The 18,637-nt window shown below is 73.3% G+C and carries 17 protein-coding genes; 6 read left to right on the top strand and 11 right to left on the bottom strand.

The annotated features are described in order from the left end of the window. Positions 1–306: 306 nt before the first annotated feature. From ACFTXQ_RS34740 to ACFTXQ_RS34705, 8 genes are all read right to left on the bottom strand, one after another. On the bottom strand, positions 307–705 hold the full coding sequence (locus ACFTXQ_RS34740; protein WP_382649098.1) for a rhodanese-like domain-containing protein: 399 nt from the start codon (positions 703–705) through the stop codon (positions 307–309). Next, the gene (locus ACFTXQ_RS34735) at positions 702–1,238 is read right to left on the bottom strand and encodes a cysteine dioxygenase (RefSeq protein ID WP_382649096.1); all 537 of its coding nucleotides are present in this window, start codon (positions 1,236–1,238) and stop codon (positions 702–704) included. The genes ACFTXQ_RS34740 and ACFTXQ_RS34735 overlap by 4 nt, the downstream gene beginning before the upstream one ends. Before the next feature lie 87 nt (positions 1,239–1,325). After that, entirely contained in the window at positions 1,326–1,412 is an 87-nt protein-coding gene (locus ACFTXQ_RS34730; protein WP_311318651.1) for a putative leader peptide, read from the bottom strand. Between the two features lie 41 nt (positions 1,413–1,453). Continuing rightward, positions 1,454–3,046, bottom strand: a complete 1,593-nt coding sequence (locus tag ACFTXQ_RS34725; RefSeq protein WP_382649094.1) for an FAD-dependent monooxygenase — start codon at positions 3,044–3,046, stop codon at positions 1,454–1,456. A gap of 154 nt (positions 3,047–3,200) precedes the next feature. Further along, complete coding sequence (locus ACFTXQ_RS34720) at positions 3,201–4,094, bottom strand: amino acid ABC transporter permease (protein WP_382649091.1); 894 nt, start codon at positions 4,092–4,094, stop codon at positions 3,201–3,203. Next, positions 4,091–4,765, bottom strand: coding sequence for an amino acid ABC transporter permease (locus ACFTXQ_RS34715; RefSeq protein ID WP_382649088.1), 675 nt, complete (start codon positions 4,763–4,765; stop codon positions 4,091–4,093). The genes ACFTXQ_RS34720 and ACFTXQ_RS34715 overlap by 4 nt, the downstream gene beginning before the upstream one ends. A gap of 83 nt (positions 4,766–4,848) precedes the next feature. After that, on the bottom strand, positions 4,849–5,703 hold the full coding sequence (locus tag ACFTXQ_RS34710; RefSeq protein WP_382649085.1) for a glutamate ABC transporter substrate-binding protein: 855 nt from the start codon (positions 5,701–5,703) through the stop codon (positions 4,849–4,851). A 118-nt stretch (positions 5,704–5,821) separates the two neighbouring features. Beyond that, the gene (locus tag ACFTXQ_RS34705; protein WP_382649082.1) at positions 5,822–6,607 is read right to left on the bottom strand and encodes an amino acid ABC transporter ATP-binding protein; all 786 of its coding nucleotides are present in this window, start codon (positions 6,605–6,607) and stop codon (positions 5,822–5,824) included. 294 nt (positions 6,608–6,901) lie between these two features. On the opposite strand from ACFTXQ_RS34705, the gene ACFTXQ_RS34700 reads away from it, so the two are divergent. Next, positions 6,902–7,618 carry a response regulator transcription factor gene (locus tag ACFTXQ_RS34700; RefSeq protein ID WP_382649079.1) on the top strand — a complete coding sequence of 239 codons (717 nt, stop codon included), beginning with the start codon at positions 6,902–6,904 and terminating at the stop codon, positions 7,616–7,618. Positions 7,619–7,630: 12 nt separating this feature from the next. Then, positions 7,631–9,043, top strand: coding sequence for an ATP-binding protein (locus ACFTXQ_RS34695; RefSeq protein WP_382649076.1), 1,413 nt, complete (start codon positions 7,631–7,633; stop codon positions 9,041–9,043). Here the strand turns inward: ACFTXQ_RS34695 and ACFTXQ_RS34690 are convergent. Further along, on the bottom strand, positions 9,040–11,229 hold the full coding sequence (locus tag ACFTXQ_RS34690) for an endo-beta-N-acetylglucosaminidase (RefSeq protein ID WP_382649073.1): 2,190 nt from the start codon (positions 11,227–11,229) through the stop codon (positions 9,040–9,042). The genes ACFTXQ_RS34695 and ACFTXQ_RS34690 overlap by 4 nt on opposite strands. A gap of 17 nt (positions 11,230–11,246) precedes the next feature. Beyond that, complete coding sequence (locus tag ACFTXQ_RS34685) at positions 11,247–12,515, bottom strand: glycosyl hydrolase (protein WP_382649071.1); 1,269 nt, start codon at positions 12,513–12,515, stop codon at positions 11,247–11,249. Positions 12,516–12,907: 392 nt separating this feature from the next. Between ACFTXQ_RS34685 and ACFTXQ_RS34680 the strand changes: the two genes are divergently transcribed. Beyond that, complete coding sequence (locus ACFTXQ_RS34680) at positions 12,908–14,011, top strand: LacI family DNA-binding transcriptional regulator (RefSeq protein ID WP_382649068.1); 1,104 nt, start codon at positions 12,908–12,910, stop codon at positions 14,009–14,011. 21 nt (positions 14,012–14,032) lie between these two features. Then, a complete protein-coding gene (locus ACFTXQ_RS34675) occupies positions 14,033–15,082 on the top strand; it encodes an ROK family protein (RefSeq protein WP_382649065.1) in 1,050 nt (349 codons plus the stop codon). Here ACFTXQ_RS34675 and ACFTXQ_RS34670 read toward each other — a convergent pair. Further along, positions 15,072–16,067, bottom strand: a complete 996-nt coding sequence (locus tag ACFTXQ_RS34670; RefSeq protein ID WP_382649062.1) for a TAXI family TRAP transporter solute-binding subunit — start codon at positions 16,065–16,067, stop codon at positions 15,072–15,074. The genes ACFTXQ_RS34675 and ACFTXQ_RS34670 overlap by 11 nt on opposite strands. Before the next feature lie 81 nt (positions 16,068–16,148). On the opposite strand from ACFTXQ_RS34670, the gene miaB reads away from it, so the two are divergent. Together miaB and ACFTXQ_RS34660 are read left to right on the top strand one after the other, a co-directional pair. Further along, positions 16,149–17,672, top strand: coding sequence for a tRNA (N6-isopentenyl adenosine(37)-C2)-methylthiotransferase MiaB (miaB, locus tag ACFTXQ_RS34665; protein WP_382649059.1), 1,524 nt, complete (start codon positions 16,149–16,151; stop codon positions 17,670–17,672). 176 nt (positions 17,673–17,848) lie between these two features. Then, positions 17,849–18,568 (top strand): hypothetical protein, encoded by a 720-nt coding sequence (locus ACFTXQ_RS34660; protein ID WP_382649056.1) that lies wholly within the window; start codon positions 17,849–17,851, stop codon positions 18,566–18,568. The last annotated feature ends 69 nt before the right edge of the window (positions 18,569–18,637 follow it).

Raw genomic sequence — 18,637 nt, 5'->3', positions numbered from 1 at the left:
GGTCTCCGCCGTGTACGCGCGGGGGCTGGGCTTCGGTGTTCGGCGCCCTGGGGTGGTTGCTTTGCCGGGCGGTGGCTCGCGCCGAAATCATCTCGTTTTAGTCCCGGACGACACCCCACCCCGTCCCCACCCCCGGCCGGGCACCATCCACCCCCGGCCGGGCACCATCCAGCCCCGGCCGGGCACCATCCAGCCCCTCCGGCGTTTGAGGAGCGGGGTACGGGGCGGAGCCCCGGGTCTTGACCCCCCGAGTGTCACTGCCCCGCCCCTGCCCGGAGGGCAAAGGGCTCGGGGCGTGCCCCGGGGTCAGGCGGGGGTCACGGGGAAGCCGGCCGACTTCCAGGCCTGGAAGCCGCCGGCGAGGTCCGTGGCCCGGTGGAGGCCCAGCGCGTGGAGCGAGACCGCCGCGAGGCTGGAGGCGTAGCCCTCGTTGCAGATGACCACCACCGGGAGGTCGTGGCTCGTGGCCTCGGGGGCCCGATGGGAGCCCTGGGGGTCCAGCCGCCATTCGAGTTCGTTGCGCTCGACCACCAGCGCGCCCGGGATCAGGCCGTCCCGTTCCCGCAGGGCCTGGTAGCGGATGTCCACCAGCAGGGCGCCGGCGCGGGAGGCGGCGTAGGCCTCCTGCGGGTCGACGCGGGTGTAGCCGGCGCGGACCCGCTCCAGCAGCTCGTCGATGCCGACCGGGGTCGGGGCGGCGCTCACTGCCAGTCCGCCGGGGACTCGACGTGCTCGAGGTGGAGTACCGGGCCGCTGCGGCTGTAGCGGCGGATCAGCGGAAGCGGCGGGTAGTACGCGTGCACCGAGACCGCGTGCTCGGCCCGGGACTCGTTGAGGACCTCGTGCACGTGGTGCTCCTTGAAGGCCCGGCCGGTCCCCGGGCCCAGGCTGCGGGTGCGGTCCACCCCGTGGGCCAGCTCCAGCGACCGCCAGCCCTCCGAGGGCAGCCGTACGGCGAGCGAGTGCTCGGTGAGCCGGCCCCGGGCGGTGGCGAACGCGCCCCGCGACTCGGCGTGGTCGTGCCAGCCGGTGCCGGTGCCCGGCGGCCAGCCGATCACCCAGGCCTCACTGCCGGCCGGCCCGTCCAGCCGGATCCAGGTGCGGCCCTCCGGGTCGAGCGGGAGCGAGTCGATGATCGAGGCGTTGGCGGCCGTGTCGAGGGCGAAGGCGAGCAGTTCCGCCGCCGAGGGGCCCCCGCCCAGTGGTGTGGAGGCAGGGGCGTGCGTGGGTGCAGACATGGAAGGAGACCGTTTCCGTTCCTGGGTTCGCGGAGGTGCGCGCGGGCCGAAGGCGGACGGCACGGGGCGCGCGGGGAAAAGGGCGAATCAGCAGGAAGGGCGACACACGCAGCCCGCGTAGCGGAGCAGGTCCATATGGACCCTCCGCCACAGGCGTACGTCGTTGCCGGTCATGCCCGCGAGTGAATCACGACTCCGCGCGGACGGTCAATCGATCACGTGGTCGGTGTCGGTGACGTGCTCGGCGTCGCGCTCGGTGCCGGCAGCCCCGGCAGCAGGGAGCCGGGCGCGCCCGCCCGGACCGCGTCCGCCGCCTCGTACAGCTCCGCCGGGCGGACCCCCGCGAAGGTCGCGGCCAGGTGCCCGTCCGGCCGGACCAGGAGCACGGTGTGCGCCGGGGCCCCTGGGTAGCCGTCCGCGACCAGCAGATCGGTGCGGACCGGCAGCGCGCTCACCGCCGCCGCCAGGCGGGGCATCAGGCCGGCGCCGAGCCAGTGGCGCCGGTCCCAGACCCCGGTGCCGGGCGCGACCAGGACCACCAGCAGCCGGCCCTGCCCCAGCAGGTCGCGCAGCGGCACCGTCGAGCCGTCGGGCGCCGTCACCGGCACGTTCGCCACCGGACCGCCCGGTTCCGTGGCCGTCGGGACCTCGCGTACGGCCACGGGCGGGGCGTAGGTCGGCTCCGCGCCCAGCGGCCCCCGCCCCAGGTGCCCGTCCGTGAGGAGGGTCTCCCCCGTACGGGCAGCGCCCGACAGCAGGGTGCGCAGGCCGCCCCCGCCGCGCAGCACCGGCACGGCCTGGTCGGCGGCGCGGAGCCGGGACGCGACCGCCGTGCGCCGCTCGCCCTCGTAGCTGTCGAGGAGGGCTTCGGAGGCTCCCTGGTGCCAGGCCAGGGCGAGCTTCCACGCCAGGTTCTCGGCGTCCCGCAGCCCCTCCTGGACCCCCTGGGTGCCGAGGGCTCCGAGCAGGTGCGCGGCGTCGCCGGCGAGGAAGGCGCGGCCGTCGCGCCAGCGCCGCGCCAGCCGGTGGTGGAGCGTGTGGACCCCGGTGTCGATGAGGTCGTACGGGGGAGTCGTGCCCCCGCACCACCCGGCGAGGGTGTCCCGGATGAGGGACACCAGCGCGTCGGGAGTCACCAGTTCGCCGCGGGGCGGGAGCAGCCAGTCCAGCCGCCACACCCCGTCGGGCAGCGGCCGCGAGGTGACCTCCTGCGGCGGGCTGCGGTCCAGCAGGGCTTCGCCGGGCCAGGGCAGTTCGGTGCGCAGCGCGGCCACGGCGTGCCGTTCGACGGCGGTGCGGCCGGGGAATCGGATGCCGAGGAGCTTGCGCACGGTGGAGCGGGCGCCGTCGCAGCCGACCAGGTAACTCCCGCGCCACCACGTGGTCTCGGCGCCCCGGGTATGCGCGGTGACTCCGTGGGCGTCCTGCTCCACGGAGTCCAGGCGGCTGTCGGTGACGAGCTGGACGAGGGGGTGCGCGGCGGCGGCGTGGCGCAGCCCGCGCGTCAGGGCGTGCTGGGGCAGGTGCAGCGGGGCGGGGTGGTCCTCGAAGGTGATCCGCTGGGCGGGCCGGCCGCGCCGCGTGGTCCGCCAGGCGGCGTAGTACGCGCCTTCGTCGCGCAGGGTCGTACAGCCCAGCCGGTGCGCCATCGCGGCCGTGTCGGCGTGCAGAACGACCGTACGGGCCGGTCGGGGCTCGTCCTTGCCGGGCCCCTCGTCGAGCAGGACGGAGGGCACGCCCTGGCCGGCCAGGGCGAGGGACAGGGACAGTCCGACGGGCCCGGAGCCGACGACGATCACCGGGTCCATGATGTGGCTCCCGGTGTCCGGTATGTGATCACAGAACGTATGCAACCCACTGGAGGATACCTGCGTCAAGTGACACAGGTCGGGACAACGCCGAGTGGTGCGACGGGTGAATCCCGCCGCACCACACGTGTCACGCCAGTGTACTGACCGGGTGTCAGGGCGCCTCGCCCACACCGGCCGCGCCGCCCGCGTCGACCTCGGCCACGTCGCCGGCGACGACCGCGCCGGTGCTCTTCTTCGACTTCCGCAGCCGGCCTTCCAGCCAGGAGGCGAAGGTGGTGAGGGCGAAGTTGACCACGATGAAGAGCACGGCGACCACGGCGAGGGTCGCGATGGTGTTGCTGTAGTTCGCCGAGATCTGCCGGGCCGTCGCCATCAGTTCGGCGAGGCCCAGGAGCGCGCCGCCCAGCGCGGTGTCCTTGAGGATCACCACGAGCTGGCTGACCAGGGCCGGCAGCATCGCCGTGACGGCCTGCGGGATCAGCACGTAGGCCATGGTCTGGCCCTTGCGCATGCCGATCGCCTTGGCAGCGTCCGTCTGGCCGCGGGGCAGGGAGAGCACGCCCGCCCGGACGATCTCGGCGATGACCGCCGCGTTGTAGAGGACCAGGCCCGTGACCACGGCGTAGAGCGGCCGGATGTCCGAGGGGACGCTGGTGAACTGCACGTACAGCTGGTAGCCGAACAGCATCAGCATCAGTACCGGGATCGCGCGGAAGAATTCCACGACCGCCCCGACCGGCACCCGCACCCATGCGTGGTCGGACAGTCGGCCGATGCCCAGCAGAGCGCCGAGCGGGAGCGCGATCACCATGGCGATCGCACCGGCCTTGAGGGTCTCCAGCAAGCCGGGGATCAGGAAGGTGGACCAGATCCGGCCGTCGGTGACGAAGGGGCTCCACTTGTCGGCGTCGAGCTGGTGCTTCTCCGCCATGAGGGACAGCGCCCACCACAGGGCGAGTCCGAACAGCACGAGGAAGATCCCGCTGTAGATCCAGTTGCGCACCTTGGCCTTGGGGCCCGGGGCGTCGTACAGCACGGAGGTCATCGCTTCACCGCCACTCGCTTGGCCACCCAGCCCAGCAGCAGGCCGGTGGGCAGGGTCAGCAGGACGAAGCCGAGGGCGAAGACGCCGAAGACGGCGAAGAGCGCGTCGGCCTCGTTCTCGACCATTTCCTTCATCAGCAGGGCCGCCTCGGCCACGCCGATGGCCGCCGCCACCGTGGTGTTCTTGGTGAGTGCGATCAGTACGTTGGTGAGCGGTCCGATGACCGCCCGGAAGGCCTGGGGGAGCACGATCAGGGTGAGTACCTGGAAGAAGCCCAGTCCCAGCGCGCGGGCCGCCTCCGCCTGACCGACGGGCACGGTGTTGATACCGGAGCGCAGAGCCTCGCAGACGAAGGTTCCGGTGTAGGCGATCAGTGCGAGGACCGCGAGCCGGAAGCCGGTCTCCTTGGACGTGTCACCGGCCAGGTTGATACCGAGGGTCTGATAGAGGCCCAGCGAGCTGGCGATGATCAGCACCGTCAGCGGGGTGTTGCGGACCACGTTGACGTAGGCGGTGCCGAAGCCCCGCATCAACGGAACGGGGCTGACCCGCATCCCGGCCAGGACGGTGCCCCAGACCAGGGATCCGACCGCCGAGTAGAGGGTGAGCTGAACCGTCACCCAGAAGGCTCCGAGCACGTCGTACTGCCCGGACTCAAGAAAATCGAACACGATGCCCTGCGCTCTCCCCAGGATGGCCGGCGAGGGGCGCCGCCGCCCGTGACAGGCGGGCGGCGACGCTCCTCACCGATGAATCAGCTGCCTTCGGTGATCTGCGGGGCGGGCTCGGCCTTGTAGCCGGCGGGGCCGAGGTTCGCGTCCACCGCCTTCTGCCAGGAGCCGTCCGCGACCATCTTCTTGAGCGCGGCGTTCACCTTGGTCTGGAGCTCGGTGTCGCCCTTCTTCAGGCCGATGCCGTAGGGCTCGTTGCTCAGCTTCAGACCGACGAGCTTGAACTTGCCCTTGTTCTTGTCCTGCGAGGCGTAGCCGGCCAGGATCGAGTCGTCCGTGGTCAGCGCGTCCACGGCCTTGTTCTCCAGGCCGGTGAGGCACTCGGAGTAGCCCGGGAACTCCTGCAGGTCCGCCTCGGGGGCCAGCTTGGTCTTGACGTTCTGCGCCGACGTGGAGCCGGTGACCGAGCAGAGCTTCTTCTTGTTGAGGTCCTCGGCCTTGGTGATCGAGGTGTCGTCGGCACGGACCAGCAGGTCCTGGTGGGCCAGGAAGTACGGGCCCGCGAAGTCGACCTTCGCCTTCCGCTTGTCGTTGATCGTGTAGGTCGCGACGACCAGCTTCACGTCGCCGTTCGAGATCAGGTTCTCGCGCTCGGCGCTGACGGCCTGCTTGAACTCGATCTGGTTGGGCTGGTAGCCGAGCTCCTTGGCCACGTACGTCGCCACGTCGACGTCGAAGCCGGTGAACTTGCCGTCGGGGGTCTTGAGACCCATACCCGGCTGGTCGAACTTGATGCCGATGACGATCTTGTCGTTCTTGGCGCCACCGGTGGCACCGCCGTCACCAGCGCCCTTGTCGCTGCTGCCGCCACAGGCGGTGGCGGTCAGGGCGAGTGCGACGGCGGCGGCCGCGGCCGCAACGGCCTTGGAGATCTTCATGTGAACTTCCCTCGGATGAGACGTAGTTGAACGACCAGCGACGCGCACGGCGCGTGCACGGCCGATCAGGATCTGTTCCGGCGGTGATCCGCCACCGGATGACTACCAGACAGAACCCTCAGTGGTGCAGGATCTTCGACAGGAAGTCCTTGGCGCGGTCGCTGCGCGGGTTGCTGAAGAACTGCTCCGGCGCGGCCTCTTCGACGATCTTCCCGTCCGCCATGAAGACAACCCGGTTGGCCGCGGAGCGGGCGAAGCCCATCTCGTGCGTGACGACCACCATCGTCATGCCCTCCCGGGCGAGCTGCTGCATGACCTCCAGCACCTCGTTGATCATCTCCGGGTCGAGCGCCGAGGTCGGCTCGTCGAACAGCATCACCTTCGGCTCCATGGCCAGCGCGCGGGCGATCGCCACGCGCTGCTGCTGGCCGCCGGAGAGCTGCGCCGGGTACTTGTCGGCCTGCGAGCCCACGCCCACCCGGTCCAGCAGCGACTTCGCCTTCTCCAGCGCGGTCGCCTGGTCCGTCCCGCGGACCTTGAGCTGGCCCAGCATGACGTTCTGGAGGACCGTCTTGTGCGCGAAGAGGTTGAACGACTGGAAGACCATGCCGACGTCGGCGCGCAGCCGGGCCAGCTCCCTGCCCTCCGAGGGCAGTTCCTTGCCGTCGAGGGTGATGGTGCCCGAGTCGATCGTCTCCAGGCGGTTGATGGTCCTGCACAGCGTGGACTTGCCCGATCCCGAGGGACCGATCACGACGACGACCTCACCGCGGGCAATGCTCAGATCGATGTCCTGAAGCACGTGCAGCGCGCCGAAGTGCTTGTTGACGTTGCTCAGTACGACCAGGTCGTCAGCGGCACCGGCCGCGTCCTGCACGTCCTTGGTCACTGATACTCCGCTCATCGGCTTCTTGCTCCGTCCTCCTCGGTTGGGAGGACAGTAGTGACGAAGCGCGCACACCGTCATTACATCTGAGCGAGAATTGAGCATAACGATCCGGCCTCACCCCGATACGCTCCGTGCGCGCCACGGCCCCGTCGGGCCGTGTGGTCGTACCGGGTGGATAACGGAAGGCGCGCCGGACCGGAACCCCCTTGACGTGGGAGTCCGCATCGGCGTGGATGCATGGTGGCCCTGAGATGTACGGAATCCGAAGCCGGAGTCCGAAAAACGAGGAGAAGAGGAGAGGGGGACGACATGAGACTGCTGCTCGTCGAGGACGACGACCACGTCGCCGCCGCCCTGTCCGCGATCCTCGCGCGGCACGGCTTCCAGGTCACCCATGCCCGCAACGGCGAGGAGGCCCTCCAGGCGCTGCTGCCCGCGGGCGCCCCGCCCTCGGTGACTCCGTACGGGGTGATCCTGCTCGACCTCGGGCTGCCCGACCAGGACGGCTACGAGGTGTGCGGCAAGATCCGCAAGCGCACCGCGACGCCCGTCATCATGGTGACCGCCCGGGCCGACGTGCGCTCCCGGATCCACGGCCTGAACATGGGCGCCGACGACTACGTCGTCAAGCCCTACGACACCGGTGAGCTCCTCGCCCGCATCCACGCCGTCGCCCGGCGCACCGGCGCCTCCGAGGAAGCCGCCGCCAACGGGACCGGCGCCCCCGCCATGGTCCGGCTCGGCCCCGTCACCATCGAGCTGCCCACCCGCCGGGTCAGCGTGGACGGCACCGACGTACCGCTCACCCGCAAGGAGTTCGACCTGCTGGCCCTGCTCGCGCAGCGGCCCGGGGTCGTCTTCCGCCGCGAGCAGATCATCAGCGAGGTGTGGCGCACCAGCTGGGAGGGGACCGGGCGGACCCTGGAGGTCCACGTCGCCTCGCTGCGCTCCAAGCTGCGCATGCCCGCACTCATCGAGACCGTCCGCGGGGTGGGCTACCGGCTCGTCACCCCGGCCGCCTCCTAGCGGGGCCCTGCCGTGCGCGCCCGGCTGCTCCCCCTGCTCGTCGTCCTGATGGCGGGCGTGCTGCTCGCCCTCGGCTTCCCGCTCGCCGTGAGCCTGGCCGCCGGGCAGCAGCAGCGGGTGGTCGTCGACCGCATCGACGACAGCGCCCGCTTCGCCGCCCTCGCCCAGTTCGTCGTCGACGCCGAGGGTTCCGGATCCACCGGCGCCGACGAGCGCCGCGAGACCCTCCAGCTCGAACTGGCCCGCTACCAGGAGCTGTACGGCATCCGCGTCGGCATCTTCCTGCGCGACGACAACGCCATGGCCCGCGCCCCCGGCTGGTGGCAGCTGCCCGAATCCGGCGAGGGCCGCCGTGCCTTCGAGGAGGCACTGGCGGGCCGGCGCAGCCACGACCCCGCCCAGGTGTGGCCGTGGCAGACCGGTGGGAAGCTCCTCGTCGCCTCCCCGGTCGTCCTCGATGGGGACGTGGTCGCCGTCGTCGCCACCGAATCGCCCACCGACCAGATGCGGAGCCGGATCCTGCGGGGCTGGCTGATCATCGTGGCCGGGCTCGCGGCCGCCATGCTGCTCGCCTTCGGCGCCGCCCTGCGGCTCACCAGCTGGGTCCTCAAGCCCGTACGCACCCTGGACGCCGCCGCGCACGGCATCGCCACCGGCCGGATGAACTCGCGCGTGGCGGCCGCCGGCGGGCCCCCGGAACTCCAGCGTCTGGCCCGGTCGTTCAACGAGATGGCCGACAACGTCGAAGAGGTACTGGAGCAGCAGCGGGCGTTCGTCGCCGACGCCTCCCACCAGCTGCGCAACCCGCTCGCCGCGCTGCTCCTGCGCATCGAGCTGCTCGCCCTCGAACTGCCCGAGGGGAACGAGGAGATCGCTTCCGTGCGCGCCGAGGGCAAGCGCCTGACCCAGGTCCTGGACGACCTGCTGGACCTGGCGCTGGCCGAGCACGCCTCGGCCGAGATCAGCCTCACCGACATCGGGGCGCTGACCGCCGAACGGATCACCGCCTGGCGGCCCTACGCGGAGGAGAAGGGCGTACGGCTCACCGGGACGGGCCGGACCGCCGTCACGGGCTGGGCCGACCCCGTCGCCCTGTCCAGTGCGCTCGACGCCGTCATCGACAACGCCCTCAAGTTCACCCCCACGGGTGAGGAGGTCGAGGTGTCCGTCTCGGCCGCCGGCAGCACTGTGCAGGTGGTCGTCGCCGACCGCGGCCCGGGCCTCACCGAGGAGGAGCTGCTCCGCATCGGCGACCGGTTCTGGCGCAGCGGCCGGCACCAGAACATCAAGGGCTCCGGGCTCGGCCTGTCGATCTCCCGCGCCCTGCTCGCCGCGGGCGGCGGGTCCCTCTCCTACGAGACGAACCCGCCGCACGGACTGCGGGTGACGGTGGCCGTGCCGCGCACCGACCCGCACACCTCCTAGGACCAGCCGAAGGCGGTGCGCGCCGCGGCCGACACCGCGTACAGCTCGTCCACGGCCCGGACCTCGAGGACGGCCGCCCGTTCCCGGCCCGCGCGTTCGACCGCGGGCACGTAGAGGGCCGTGCCGCAGGTGCCGCCGAGGAAGCGGCGGGAGCCGTCGGGCAGGACGCGGGACACCTCGTAGTGGCGCGGCCGCCCGGCTACCCCGGCCGCCCGGTGCCACGACAGGCGGAGCGCGGCCCTGCCGTCCTGCCGGGCCGCGGCGTCCACGGTCAGGGCGCTCGGAGCACCCGGCCGCCGCTGCGGGGTGTCGTCGCGTACCGACAGGGCGCCGAGCCGCCACACCACGGCTCCCGTCCCGCGTCGCCTGATCCGTACGGCCAGGGTGTACGCCGTCTTCCCCGCCAGTGCCGACAGGCCGAACCGCGTCGTGCGCCAGGCCCGCCCCGAGCCCGGGGTGTCCGCCTTCAGCCAGGTGTACGGGACGGGGGCGCCCGGGGTCGCCGGCTCGGCGGGCGCCACGCCCACCTCCACCGTGACCGGGCCCGACTCGGTGGCGTGCACCAGCTCCAGGACCGTCGACCGGGTCAGCGGCAGCCGCGTGGAGTGCAGCCCGACCGTGGCCGGGGCGGTCAGCCGCCCGGAGACGAGCAGGCTGGAGCCACCGCGCCAGGCACGCGCGAAGTCCAGGGACACGTCCGGCCGTTCGCCGGCGGTGTCCACGACCCAGCGGCGGCCGGGGAGCCGGTCCTGGAGCCCGAGGTGGTTCCACGGGGTGTCGGAGGTGACCTCGCCCGCCTCGTACCAGCGCTCCCCGTGCCCGGTGTTGAACGCGCAGGCGAACGGCAGCGAGGCGACGGTGGACCGGTCGGCGACGGCCGTGGCCGGGGCCCGCCAGGCGGACCCGGGCGCCGGACGGGACGGATCGAGGGACTCGCCCGTCCAGAACCGGTCGTCGGCTCGGTGGAAGGCGCCCGGGGAGCGGTCGGTGAGGTGGTTGCGCGTCCACTCGGGCCGGTAGAAGCCGTAGCTGACGACGTGGTCGCCGCCGCGCGGGAGGATCGCGTCCCAGGAGACCGTGGAATCCCAGCCGTTCGCCTCCGTGTCCACCGCCGCCCACAGTTCGTGGCGGGAACGGCCCAGCCGCTCCGCGAGCGCACCCGAGTCCGCGAGCGTCCGTGCCGTCCAGCGGAAGTCCACGAACACGGTGTCGGCGACCGGGCCGCGGCGGTCCTCGAAGAACTCCTGGTTCAGCTCGTTGAGCGCGCCCTGCCAGCCGACCCGGCCGGTGGAGTTCATGGCGTCGTACCAGGTGATCCGCAGGCCGTGCGGCTCGCCGGCCGCCCGCAGGGCGCGCAGGAACTCCCGCATCCGGGTGGCGAGTCCGCTGTCGCCGCCGTCGGTCTCGGCGTTGACGAACCAGCCGTCGAAGCCGTACGTCCGCGCCACCAGGGCGAGTTTCCCGGCGATCGGGAAGCGGCCGAGGGAGTCCCGCTGGACCAGGTCCCGGGTCCACTGGAGGTCGCCGCCGTAGGCCACGGGCGGCAGGAACACGTTGCCCAGGACGCGCACCCCGTTGCGGTGGGCGGCGTCGACCACGGGCGCGTTCGGGGCGAGCACGATCCCCTCGCCCGAGGAGCCGCCCCAGAACACCAGCTCGTCGATGTACGCCCAGTGCGTGAGCGCGTAGTGGTCGGCGGTGGGGGAGCCCTGCGAAGGATTCCCGGCCGTGGGCCCGAAGGAGACGAGGGAGGAGATCCGGGCCTGGCCGGCGCGGGCGTCGGGATGCGCGGGCACCGGGGTGAAGCGCGGTGCGAGGGGCACGGTGGCGGTGTTGTGGGCGAGGTCCGGGTCGCTCTCGGGGGTCCACCGGCTGAGCGAGCGCCACACGATCCCGGGGCCGGGGGAGCCCTTCGGCAGGGAGTCCGGGAACCAGTACGAGGCGTACGGGGCCAGGTCGGGCGGGGTGGCGCCGCGCGCGGGGGCCGCCGGGGCCGCGGAGGCGGCCGGAGCCAGGGCGGGGGCGCCGCCGAGCAGGGCGGCGGCTCCGGCCCCGGCCCCGGCGGCGAGGAGCCCGCGCCTCGTCGGGCGTAAGGAGCCGGGCTCGGAGCCGGGCTCGGAGCCGGGCTCGAAGGGGGAGTCGGAGGGGGACGTACGAGGGTCGACGCCGTCGGCGGTCTCGGACATGAGGCTCCTCTGCGGGATCAGGTGACGTCGGGCACGCGCAGCACCTCGGTGATGCCGCGCGCGGACAGGTGCGCGGGGTCCTCGGCGAGCTCGGCCAGCACCACCGCCGGCCGCACCCCCTGCTCGGTGAGCGCCGCCCAGGCCTCGAAGAACGCCCCGCCGGGGGCGCACACCGAGCGCCGCGGGGCCTCCTCGGCCCCGCCGACGTCCACCGCCAGCGCGGTGGTCCGTACGGGCGGTCGGTGCGGGCGGCCCCGCCACTCCCCGGCGATCCGCGCGAGGGCGGCGCCGGCCGGCTTGACCCGGCGGTCGTTGGTGAGCAGCCCGAGGCCGTACTCCAGCTCCGGGAAGTCCGCGAGCTCCCGCGACACGTCGTGCGAGCACCACCAGGTCACGCCCCACAGGTCCGGGCAGTCCATGGCGCCCGCCACCGTGGCCTCCGTGAACCGCGCCGCACGCTCCGGCGGGATCAGCGGCGCGGGGGCCCCGACCTCCTGGAGCCAGACCGGGCGGTGCGGGTCGCGGGCCCAGGCCTTGGAGAGCTCGATCAGGTACGCGGCATGGTGCTCGGTCGCCGTCCCCGCCGGGCCGTGGCGCTGCGCGGTGCCGTTGAACACCCAGGAGTGCACGGCGGTGGCCGCGCCCAGCCGGGCCGCCTGGGCCACGGTGAAGGGGTGCCCGTCGCGGTACCAGGCGGCGTCGTACTCGGCGTGCAGGTGGAACCGGCCCGGCGCGCCCTTCTCGCAGGCGGCGAGCATCCGCTCCAGCCAGCGGCCCGCCTGCTCCCGGGTGATCCGGTCGGGGTCGGGGTGGGGGGCGTCGGAGAACTGGTTGATCTCGTTGCCGACCGTCATGCCCAGGAAGTTCGGCCGGTCGGCGAGGGCGGCGGCCAGCGTGCGCAGGTACTCCTCCTGCCCGGCGACCACGTCAGGGTCGGTGAAGAGACTGCGCCGGTGCCAGGTCCGGGTCCAGGCGGGCAGGAAGTCGAAGCTCGACACGTGCCCCTGCAGCCCGTCCACGGTGACGTCGAGCCCGCGCTCGGCGGCGGCGTCGGCGAGGGCGACGAGCTGCTCGACCGCGCGCGGCCGGATCAGCGTCCGGTTGGGCTGGAAGAGCGGCCACAGCGGGAACACGCGGACGTGGTCCAGCCCGAGTGCGGCGATCGAGTCGAGGTCGGCCCCGACCTGGTCGGGGTCGAAGTCCAGCCAGTGGTGGAACCAGCCGCGGGCGGGCGTGTAGTTGACGCCGAAGCGGAGGGTTCGGGGCGGGGTGGGGGCGTGGTGCATGAAGGGTCCCGGAGTTCAAGGGAATTCGCCGGACGCACATAACGTGCCGCGCTCCGCGGGGGGAAGTCAACAGGGCCTCGATTTCCGCACGTTCGGGTTCAGCGGGATCGCTACTTAAGCGCTTCAGCCCCGTTGACAGAAGGGTCGTGGGTGCTGAAGCCGATCCGGCTAATGCGGTTTAGTTCGGGCTGCGACACAAGGAAGTCCGCGAAAAGGGGCAGCGGTATTTCGGCCACGCCCGTGACCATCCGTCCCCGGAGCGCCTCACCGGTCCACCGGAATCCCGGGGCCGGGGCGGAGTTCGGGATCCGGCCACCGGCCGGGGCAGGATCGCGTACGGTCCGGCCATCGCCGTTCGTCACCGCGGACCCGAAGGATCGATGAGGCAGGCCATGGCGCGCAGACCCACCATCAAGGACATCGCCCGCAGGGCCGGGGTCTCGCAGAGCGCGGTGTCCTTCGCCCTCAACGGCCGGCCCGGCGTCTCCGAGGACACCCGGGCGCGGATCCGCCGCGTCGCCGAGGAGCTCGGCTGGCAGCCCAACAGCGCGGCCCGCGCCCTGTCCGGGGAGCGCTCCGGAGCCGTCGGCCTCGTCCTCGCCCGGCCCGCGCACACGCTCGGCGTCGAATCCTTCTTCCTCCAACTCGTCTCGGGCATACAGGAGGTGCTCTCCGCCGCCCGGACCGCCCTGCTGTTCCAGGTCGTCGAGGACATCGACGCCGAGTGCGCCCTCTACCGCCGCTGGTGGGCCGAGCGGCGCGTCGACGGAGTGATCGTCGTCGACCCGCGGACGCGGGACCCCAGGCCGGAGCTCCTCGGGCAGCTGGCCCTGCCCGCGGTCACCGTCGGCGAAGCCGGGTCCACCGCGAACACGGCGGCGCCTGCCGCATCGACCCTTTCCGGGTCCCTCTCCTCGGTCCGGGCCGACGACGCCGGGGCCATGGCCGAGGTCCTGGACCACCTGCACGGGCTCGGCCACCGCCGGATCGTCCACGTCGCCGGGCTGCCCGGCCTCGCCCACACGGCCCGCCGGATGGAATCCCTGCGCACCGAGGCCGCGCGGCGCGGGCTCGGCCCGGACCGGGTGCGCTCGGTGGTCACCGACTACTCCGACGCCGAGGGCGCGGCGGCCACCCGACGGGTCCTCGCCGAGCCGCAGCCGCCCACGGCCCTCGTCTACGACAACGACGTGATGGCCGTCGCGGGCAGCGCGGTCGCGGCCGAGCTGGGCATCCCCGTGCCCGGCCGGCTCTCGATCGTCGCCTGGGACGACTCCGCGCTCTGCCGGGTCACCCACCCCCGGCTCACCGCCCTCGTCCGGGACACCGCCGGCTTCGGGCGGGTCGCCGCCGGGGAACTCCTCGCCCTCCTCGCGGGCGGGCAGCCCGGGGTCCGGGAGAGCGAGCGGCCGCGGCTGGAGCCCCGCGAGAGCACGGCGCCTCCCGCGGCCCATCGCGAGAGCCCGGCGCCCCGCGCGGCGCATACTGAATCCTGACCCCTTCCTGGAGCCGCCACCGTGAGCACCCCCACCGCCCCTTTCCCCACCCCCCGCGCCGGCGCCTCGGCCGCAGGCCTGACGGTGGCGATCGACATCGGCGGGACGAAGATCGCCGGGGCGCTGGTGCACCCCGACGGCACGATGACGGCCACGACGCGGCGCCCGACCCCGCGCGGCACGGACCCGGAGGCCGTGATGGCGGCGGTCACCGAGGTCGTCGCCGACCTGTCCGGCTCGCCGCTGTGGTCCTCGGCGGTCCGCTGCGGGATCGGCAGCGCGGGCCCGGTCGACGCCTCCCGGGGCACGGTCAGCCCGGTCAACATCGGGGCGTGGCGGCAGTTCCCGGTCCAGGCCCGGATCGCGGCCGAGCTCGCGGCGCGCGGGGCGCAGGTGCCGACCGTGCTGGTGGGCGACGGGGTGGCGATGACCGCGGCCGAGCACTGGCTGGGCGCGGCCCGGGGCCACGCGAACGCGCTGTGCATGGTCGTCTCCACGGGCGTGGGCGGCGGCCTCATCCTGAACAACCAGCTCCACCCCGGTCCCACGGGAAACGCCGGTCACATCGGCCACATCAGCGTGGCCTTCGACGGTGAGCCGTGCGTGTGCGGGGGCCGCGGCTGCGTGGAGTCCATCGCCTCCGGAACGGCGATCGCCCGCTGGGCCCTGGCGCAGGGCTGGACCCCGGCGCCGTCCACGGCCGGCGCGGCTGCCACGGGTCCCGCGGGCGACGCCACCGCGGGCGACGCCACCGCGGCCGGCGTGGCCGCTGCCGCCGCGGCCGGCGACCCGGTCGCCCTGGCCGCCTTCGACCGCGCGGGCCGGGCCCTGGCCGCCGCCATCGCGGCCACCGCCACCCTCGTGGAGACGGACATCGCGGTCATCGGCGGGGGCGTCGCCGCCTCCGGAGAGACGCTCTTCGCCCCGATCCGGCGGCACCTCGCCGCCTACGCCACCCTCTCCTTCGTGCAGGAGCTCCAGGTGGTCCCGGCGACCCTGGGCACGCACGCGGGCCTGATCGGAGCCGCCGCGGCGGCCACCATGCTGCTGCCGCGGGCCGCTACGGCTTGACCGAGCGGTAGTAGCTCCGCGCGCCCTCGTGCAGGTCGAGGGGGTCGGTGTAGATCGCCGTCCGCAGGTCCACCAGCTGCGCCGCGTGCACCTCGTGCCCGATGCGGTCGCGGCTGAGGATCACGGTCCGGGTGAACTGCTCGGTCAGCTCGGGATCCGTCTTCTCGGTGGTCACCAGCAGGTTCGGCACCGCCAGGGTCGTCACCGAGCTGGTGTTGCGGGCCCGGGCGTAGGCGTCCTGCGGCATCACCGCCGCCCGGTAGTAGCGCGCCGGGCTCCCCGTCCCCTGCAGGTGCTCCACCAGGTCGCCGAGCTGCACGAGCCGGATCTCGAACCGCTCCGACAGCTCGCGCACCGCGTTCGTGGGCAGGCCCCCGGACCAGAAGAAGGCGTCGATGCGGCCCGCCTCCAGCTCCTGCGGCATGGTGTCGATGCCGATGGACACCGGGGTGATGTCCCGGGCCGGGTCCAGCCGGGCCGCCGTCAGCATCCGCTCCGAGATCAGCCGCACCCCGGATCCCGGCTGGCCGACCGCGACCCGCTTGCCGCGCAGGTCCCGCGCCGACTGCACGGGGGATCCGGCGGGCACCACCAGCTGCACGTAGTCGTCGTAGAGCCGGGCGCAGCCGCGCAGCGCCGTCGCGCCGGGCTTGCCGTCCTGCCGGTACTTGGCCACCGCGTCCGCAGTCGCCACCGTGAAGTCGGCCTCCCCGGCGGCCACCCGCTGGAGGTTCTGCTGCGAGCCCTCGCTGGTCTCCAGCCGCACCTTCACCCCGGGCATGTCCCGCCGCAGCTCGATCTCCAGCAGCTGCCCGTAGCGGTGGTAGACCCCGGTCCGCACGCCCGTGCTGAAGGTCAGCTCACCCTTGAGTTCGGGCTTTCCGAACGGCTTGAGCCACCACACCAGGGCGCCGAGTACGACGAGTACGGCCACCAGGGCCCGCAGGGCATGGCGCCTGCTGATCCGGGGCGGTACGAGAGGCATGGCGCGATCCTGCCACCCGCCCGCCCTCCTGTCACGGGCCGCCCGGCCGGAGGCCCTCCGGGCACCGCCTACCCTTGTTCCATGACCAGCAGCAGCGACCGGAGCCCGGCAGTGGACGTCAAGGGAACATACGAGGTGCGCACCTACGGGTGCCAGATGAACGTGCACGACTCCGAGCGACTCTCCGGTCTGCTGGAGGACGCGGGCTACGTCCGGGCCCCCGAGGGGTCCGACGGCGACGCCGACGTCGTGGTCTTCAACACGTGCGCCGTCCGCGAGAACGCCGACAACAAGCTGTACGGCAACCTCGGCCGCCTCGCCCCCATGAAGACGAAGCGCCCCGGCATGCAGATCGCCGTCGGCGGCTGCCTCGCGCAGAAGGACCGCGACACGATCGTCAAGAAGGCCCCGTGGGTCGACGTCGTGTTCGGTACGCACAACATCGGCAAGCTCCCCGTGCTGCTGGAGCGCGCCCGCATCCAGGAAGAGGCGCAGGTCGAGATCGCCGAGTCGCTGGAGGCGTTCCCCTCCACGCTGCCGACCCGCCGCGAGTCCGCGTACGCCGCCTGGGTCTCGATCTCCGTCGGCTGCAACAACACCTGTACGTTCTGCATCGTCCCGGCCCTGCGCGGCAAGGAGGAGGACCGCCGGCCCGGCGACATCCTCGCCGAGGTGGAGGCCCTGGTCGCCGAGGGCGTCTCGGAGATCACCCTGCTCGGCCAGAACGTGAACGCGTACGGCTCCGACCTGGGCGACCGCGAGGCCTTCTCCAAGCTGCTGCGGGCCTGTGGGCAGATCGAGGGCCTGGAGCGGGTCCGCTTCACCTCCCCGCACCCGCGCGACTTCACGGACGACGTGATCGCGGCGATGGCGGAGACCCCGAACGTGATGCCGCAGCTGCACATGCCGCTGCAGTCCGGTTCGGACCCGATCCTGAAGGCGATGCGCCGCTCCTACCGGCAGGACCGGTTCCTCGGCATCATCGAGAAGGTCCGCGCCGCGATCCCGCACGCCGCGATCTCCACCGACATCATCGTGGGCTTCCCCGGTGAGACGGAGGAGGACTTCCAGCAGACGATGCACGTGGTGCGCGAGGCGCGCTTCGCGAACGCGTTCACCTTCCAGTACTCCAAGCGGCCCGGTACCCCCGCCGCGGACATGGAGGGGCAGATCCCCAAGGAGGTCGTGCAGGACCGCTACATGCGCCTGGTCGCCCTCCAGGAGGAGATCTCCTGGGAGGAGAACAAGAAGCAGGTCGGCCGCACCCTGGAGGTCATGGTCGCGGAGGGCGAGGGCCGCAAGGACGGCGCCACGCACCGCCTGTCCGGCCGCGCCCCCGACAACCGCCTCGTGCACTTCACGAAGCCCGACGAGGAGGTCCGCCCGGGCGACGTGGTCACGGTGGACATCACCTACGCGGCCCCGCACCACCTCCTGGCCGAGGGCCCGACCACGGCCGTACGCCGCACCCGCGCCGGCGACGCCTGGGAGAAGCGCAACGCCGCCCCGGCCCAGCCCGCGGGCGTCATGCTCGGCATCCCCACCCTCGGCGTCCCGGCTCCCCTCCCGGCCGCGACCTCGGCCTGCGCGGCCCCGCAGGGCTGAATCCAGCCTCGCGGGCGTTTGAGGCGCGGGGTCCGGGGCGGAGCTCCGGAAAGCCCGGCGCAGCCGGGGCCGCTCGCGCCACGGCGCCGCACCGGCGGGGGCGCGCACCGCGAGCCCCCGCACCGGCCGGGCCGAACGACACCGCCGAGGTCGCGCCGGGCGTTAGGCTGCGGATCATGCTCGTAGCCGCCGCCGTCTGCCCCGCCCCACCGCTCCTCGTGCCGGAGGTCGCCGCGGGCGCCGCCGCCGAGCTGGGCGATGCCCGCACCGCCTGCTCGGACGCGATCGCCGTGCTCGCCGCCGCCCGGCCCGACCTGCTGGTCGTCGTCGGGGCGGCGCCCCGGGGCGGCGGGTACGACCAGGGCACCCCCGGGTCCTTCGCCGGCTTCGGCGTGGATCTGACCGTGGCGCTCGGCCCCCGCCCCGAGGAGCCCGCCCCCGACACCGCCGAGGGCCCGCTGCCGACCTCGCTGGCCGTAGGCGCCTGGCTGCTGGAGCGGGCCCGCTGGGGTGCCTCGCCGCTGGCCGGGGTCGCCGTCGCCGACCACCTCGAACCGGCCGCCTGCGCGCTTCTCGGGACCGACCTCGCCGGCTCCGCCGAGCGGGTGGCGATGCTGGTCCTGGGTGACGGCAGCGCCTGCCGCACCCTGAAGGCCCCCGGTTACCTCGACGAGCGGGCCGCCGCCTTCGACGCGGCCGCCGGCCGGGCGCTGGGCGCCGCCGACACCGCGGCCCTCGCCGCCCTCGACCCCGTGCTCGCCACCGAACTCCAGGCCGCGGGCCGAGCGCCCTGGCAGGTCTTGGCCGCCGCCGCCGAGGGCGCGGGCCTCGACGGGCGGCTGCTGTACGAGGACGCGCCGTACGGCGTGGGCTACTTCGTCGCGGCCTGGTCATAGGCGCAGCCCCGTAGGCCCATAGGCCTGTATCCCCGTAGAACGCCGAAGCGGCGCGGAACCGGCCGGTGC

It is taken from the genome of Streptomyces sp. NPDC057010 (assembly GCF_042673805.1).
Lineage (GTDB): Bacteria > Actinomycetota > Actinomycetes > Streptomycetales > Streptomycetaceae > Streptomyces.
The sequence above is the reverse complement of the archived record's forward strand: the minus strand, read 5'-3'. Positions and strand labels throughout refer to the sequence as shown.

Excerpts from the sequence above, each read along its gene's own strand:
- ACFTXQ_RS34735 (WP_382649096.1), bottom strand. The coding sequence starts at position 1,238 with ATGTCTGCACCCACGCACGCCCCTGCCTCCACACCACTGGGCGGGGGC.
- ACFTXQ_RS34730 (WP_311318651.1), bottom strand. The coding sequence starts at position 1,412 with ATGACCGGCAACGACGTACGCCTGTGGCGGAGGGTCCATATGGACCTG.
- ACFTXQ_RS34725 (WP_382649094.1), bottom strand. The coding sequence starts at position 3,046 with ATGGACCCGGTGATCGTCGTCGGCTCCGGGCCCGTCGGACTGTCCCTG.
- ACFTXQ_RS34720 (WP_382649091.1), bottom strand. The coding sequence starts at position 4,094 with ATGACCTCCGTGCTGTACGACGCCCCGGGCCCCAAGGCCAAGGTGCGC.
- ACFTXQ_RS34710 (WP_382649085.1), bottom strand. The coding sequence starts at position 5,703 with ATGAAGATCTCCAAGGCCGTTGCGGCCGCGGCCGCCGCCGTCGCACTC.
- ACFTXQ_RS34705 (WP_382649082.1), bottom strand. The coding sequence starts at position 6,607 with ATGAGCGGAGTATCAGTGACCAAGGACGTGCAGGACGCGGCCGGTGCC.
- ACFTXQ_RS34700 (WP_382649079.1), top strand. The coding sequence starts at position 6,902 with ATGAGACTGCTGCTCGTCGAGGACGACGACCACGTCGCCGCCGCCCTG.
- ACFTXQ_RS34690 (WP_382649073.1), bottom strand. The coding sequence starts at position 11,229 with ATGTCCGAGACCGCCGACGGCGTCGACCCTCGTACGTCCCCCTCCGAC.
- ACFTXQ_RS34685 (WP_382649071.1), bottom strand. The coding sequence starts at position 12,515 with ATGCACCACGCCCCCACCCCGCCCCGAACCCTCCGCTTCGGCGTCAAC.
- ACFTXQ_RS34680 (WP_382649068.1), top strand. The coding sequence starts at position 12,908 with ATGGCGCGCAGACCCACCATCAAGGACATCGCCCGCAGGGCCGGGGTC.
- ACFTXQ_RS34670 (WP_382649062.1), bottom strand. The coding sequence starts at position 16,067 with ATGCCTCTCGTACCGCCCCGGATCAGCAGGCGCCATGCCCTGCGGGCC.
- miaB (WP_382649059.1), top strand. The coding sequence starts at position 16,149 with ATGACCAGCAGCAGCGACCGGAGCCCGGCAGTGGACGTCAAGGGAACA.
- ACFTXQ_RS34660 (WP_382649056.1), top strand. The coding sequence starts at position 17,849 with ATGCTCGTAGCCGCCGCCGTCTGCCCCGCCCCACCGCTCCTCGTGCCG.